Annotated in this window: 6 protein-coding genes; all 6 read left to right on the top strand. The window is 41.7% G+C overall.

The annotated features are described in order from the left end of the window. Positions 1 to 199 precede the first annotated feature (199 nt). Positions 200 to 646: a hypothetical protein gene (locus tag RMX98_RS36125; RefSeq protein ID WP_409881966.1), complete on the top strand. Its 447-nt coding sequence runs from the start codon at positions 200 to 202 to the stop codon at positions 644 to 646. A 406-nt stretch (positions 647 to 1052) separates the two neighbouring features. Beyond that, positions 1053 to 1271: a hypothetical protein gene (locus RMX98_RS36120; protein WP_409881968.1), complete on the top strand. Its 219-nt coding sequence runs from the start codon at positions 1053 to 1055 to the stop codon at positions 1269 to 1271. Positions 1272 to 1291: 20 nt separating this feature from the next. After that, positions 1292 to 1477: a hypothetical protein gene (locus tag RMX98_RS36115; protein ID WP_409881969.1), complete on the top strand. Its 186-nt coding sequence runs from the start codon at positions 1292 to 1294 to the stop codon at positions 1475 to 1477. A 115-nt stretch (positions 1478 to 1592) separates the two neighbouring features. Continuing rightward, a complete protein-coding gene (locus RMX98_RS36110) occupies positions 1593 to 2033 on the top strand; it encodes a hypothetical protein (protein ID WP_409881970.1) in 441 nt (146 codons plus the stop codon). 78 nt (positions 2034 to 2111) lie between these two features. Then, positions 2112 to 2372, top strand: coding sequence for a hypothetical protein (locus RMX98_RS36105; RefSeq protein ID WP_409881971.1), 261 nt, complete (start codon positions 2112 to 2114; stop codon positions 2370 to 2372). Then, positions 2369 to 2871 (top strand): hypothetical protein (locus tag RMX98_RS36100; protein ID WP_409882108.1); only part of this gene is annotated, 503 nt, incomplete at its 3' end. The genes RMX98_RS36105 and RMX98_RS36100, both read left to right, overlap by 4 nt.

Raw genomic sequence — 2871 nt, 5'->3', positions numbered from 1 at the left:
TGACACCTGAAGTGTTTGTCTATACAAGTCGCGGCTTGGATAAAAGCTGGTGACGTGCAATTGTATGGGGGCCCCAATCTGTAAACGACCTTAGTAGGGTATTCCACATTTTCCAGGGGCTATATGCTGACGTGGTGACACGGTGGGCTGTGGAAATTAAGACCTGGGTGAAAATCCCGTAGAGGCTGGCGTGTAGGTAATGGCTCACGCACAGATGCACGATCGCGAAATTGCAAATCACCGTGTGGTTATGCAACGGATCACAGTTCTTAGAAAAACGCGCAAACCCTTGCGACCGGTCGCATTTTTTCACATGACACAAACCAAAGGAAAGTATGTAACACGAAAAAAACGGATACGCCAACTAGAAAAAGAGATTGAGCAATTGAAATGTCAGGTTAAAACCCTCACTCAACTGCTTGACGATGCCCACGGGATAATTTATCGTTCCCGTCCTGGCTTGGCGCGTGCCGTCGAGCGAGATTTCCATGAGGAGTTACTGCCATCAGAATTACCGCCCGCAGCGCTGGTTGCGATCGCTAAAAAAAGGGTACAGCGCAAAATCCGCAATTTGTCAATTGCACCCCGCGCCGACTTGGTGATGGAACGCGATTCTAATGGGCGTTTAGTTGCTAAACCCAAGTAAAAATGCAAAAAACCGTAGGACTTTATGACCGTACAACAATGTAAACCAGATGTGAGCAAAGACCTGCAATCCTTGATCGATAAGATACAGCACCTTATCGATTCGCCGGAGTACGCCAAGATCGAAAATCATTACTACACAGTTTGCTACAGACTTTCTGAAGCACTCGACGCTGCGAACCGAGCAGTTGACGATCTCGCGCGGTGAATCGCAATGGAGAACAAATAAATTAAGGGCACGGCTAACTCTTCATCACCACCGCGCCCTCAAGCTTGACTATTTTTACAGGAGGAATATGCCTATGAAATAACTTTCATTTATATAAGCCAAAAGCAAAATGTTCCATTTTAAACCAGTCAATTGCTGATGGTTGACTGGTTTTACTTGTCATCAAAATTAGGCAATTATGAGGATTACAAAACGAAAATCTGATGTGCTTTTTTCCAATAACTTTCTGTTATATCTGGTAGTCGCTTATGCACTTGTCACTGACGAATTAGCAAAACATACTGAAGTTCCCGCAATTGAACACCGAGTCAAATATTTAAACCTTGGTCAACAAAAGTTTCATCAGTTTTCAGATGAGGAATTAGAGCAATTCCTTAACGAATACTACCCAACATAATTTAACAACAGCATTTACCTATGACTTATCGACAACAGCTTTTTGATTGGATTGTTCTCAAAGAAGTCTCGCCGTGCAAGTGGGTTATTTTGTCCCAATTTAGAAAACGCAGCGATGCTGATAGTTACCATCAAATGATGAAAAAATTTTCCCCAAACCCGATTGAAGTGGTTTTCCGTGACCGCCTTACAGAGTTTGGGTTGTAGTCCTAATTCAATTGCGATCGCGCACCAGGAGGGAATGCGATCGCAATTTGATTATCTAATTCAAACACTTCAAACTTGTACAAGTAAAAAATAGCACATTTTGAGCAAATCAAAAATGTATGAGGTCTTAAACATTAATGATTTTCGTCACATTTTATATATCATCAGGGATAACCATAAAAAGCATGACTCTTTAACTCACAAGCAAGTGCGGGTTTATTTGAATTGTATGCGCGACTTGTGGTCATCAGAAGAAATGTCATACATCCCTGATTCCTACTACCTGCCATCTATCAAGTTCCACTTTTTTGCAATGTCGTGCAGGATTTCGCATGAAAAGCGGGCGTTTCTTGCAAGTCAATTACTCGATTTGCTCAACTTGCTAGAACACCCCAACAAATCAAAACAACAAGACATTCTTGTTCAGCTCGAAGCTGACCAAGAGTTAATAAAACAACAAGATAATCTGATCCAGGAGGAACCCGATCCAGACGATATCCCTTTTGAAACTGGGGATACGCCCAAGACTAGCGGTGATATCCCCAACGGATTTTAATTGAAAATTTTTTAGGCGATCGCCTCCCTTGCAAAGAATGCGATCACCACTGATCGATACCAAAGTTAGTTTACCAAAATGCACACCATCATTAATACCCCCGTAGTGTTTAGTTGTAAAACCCCAACAGAGGGCTGGATTAACCTAGCCCAAATCAGACAAATTCAGCATGAGGAATACCCCGGCATAACTGTTGTGATTACTTGGCACAACGGCGATAGACAAGCTTTCACAGGTGTTAATGCCACAGCTATTCTGCAAGCTTGGCAACAGGCAGCAGACTTATTAGAGCAGCGCTGCAATTGTAATCATCGCTTGAAAAATCGGAGGTCAGAATGAGCGATCACAGCGATCAATTTTTAATTTCCAAAGAAGATTACATGGTTAATTCTTTGGGTTTAGGGCTTGCAGTGCAATACCTTAGTGATTTATCAGATGAATCCCTAAGCTATTGGACTAAAAAAATTAGTGAAGAAGCGAATTCTAAATACGACCGATTAACCCCTGAACAAATTGATAAAAGTATCCAAGATTTTCTGAATAACAAAGATGCTGGTCATGATTCAGTTACAACAAATTTAGGTCGTGTTAGAGAAATTCGTGAAACTCATAATGCCGTGACTATTTACGGTATGAATGATGACGGAACTGAAGCATCAAAACCAATTGCAGAATTTTCGCGTCCTCAAGATTGGGGAGATAAAGAACGCTGGCATTATGAATTCTTCCGCTTGGAGTGGGTGAGTGATGGCAATAAATACATTAACAATTGCCATTGTTACACCGATATAAAAAACCCCGAATGTGGCTATCCTGTTTTATTTGCGGGGTGTGTAGC

It is taken from the genome of Nostoc sp. DedQUE02, from assembly GCF_034531035.1.
In the GTDB taxonomy this organism is placed as follows: domain Bacteria; phylum Cyanobacteriota; class Cyanobacteriia; order Cyanobacteriales; family Nostocaceae; genus Nostoc.
This window is presented reverse-complemented; position numbering and strand designations above follow the sequence as displayed.

What these genes read in the sequence shown, in the direction of transcription:
- RMX98_RS36115 (WP_409881969.1), top strand. Translation starts at nt 1,292, where the DNA reads ATGACTTATCGACAACAGCTTTTTGATTGGATTGTTCTCAAAGAAGTC.
- RMX98_RS36125 (WP_409881966.1), top strand. Translation starts at nt 200, where the DNA reads ATGGCTCACGCACAGATGCACGATCGCGAAATTGCAAATCACCGTGTG.
- RMX98_RS36120 (WP_409881968.1), top strand. Translation starts at nt 1,053, where the DNA reads ATGAGGATTACAAAACGAAAATCTGATGTGCTTTTTTCCAATAACTTT.
- RMX98_RS36105 (WP_409881971.1), top strand. Translation starts at nt 2,112, where the DNA reads ATGCACACCATCATTAATACCCCCGTAGTGTTTAGTTGTAAAACCCCA.
- RMX98_RS36110 (WP_409881970.1), top strand. Translation starts at nt 1,593, where the DNA reads ATGTATGAGGTCTTAAACATTAATGATTTTCGTCACATTTTATATATC.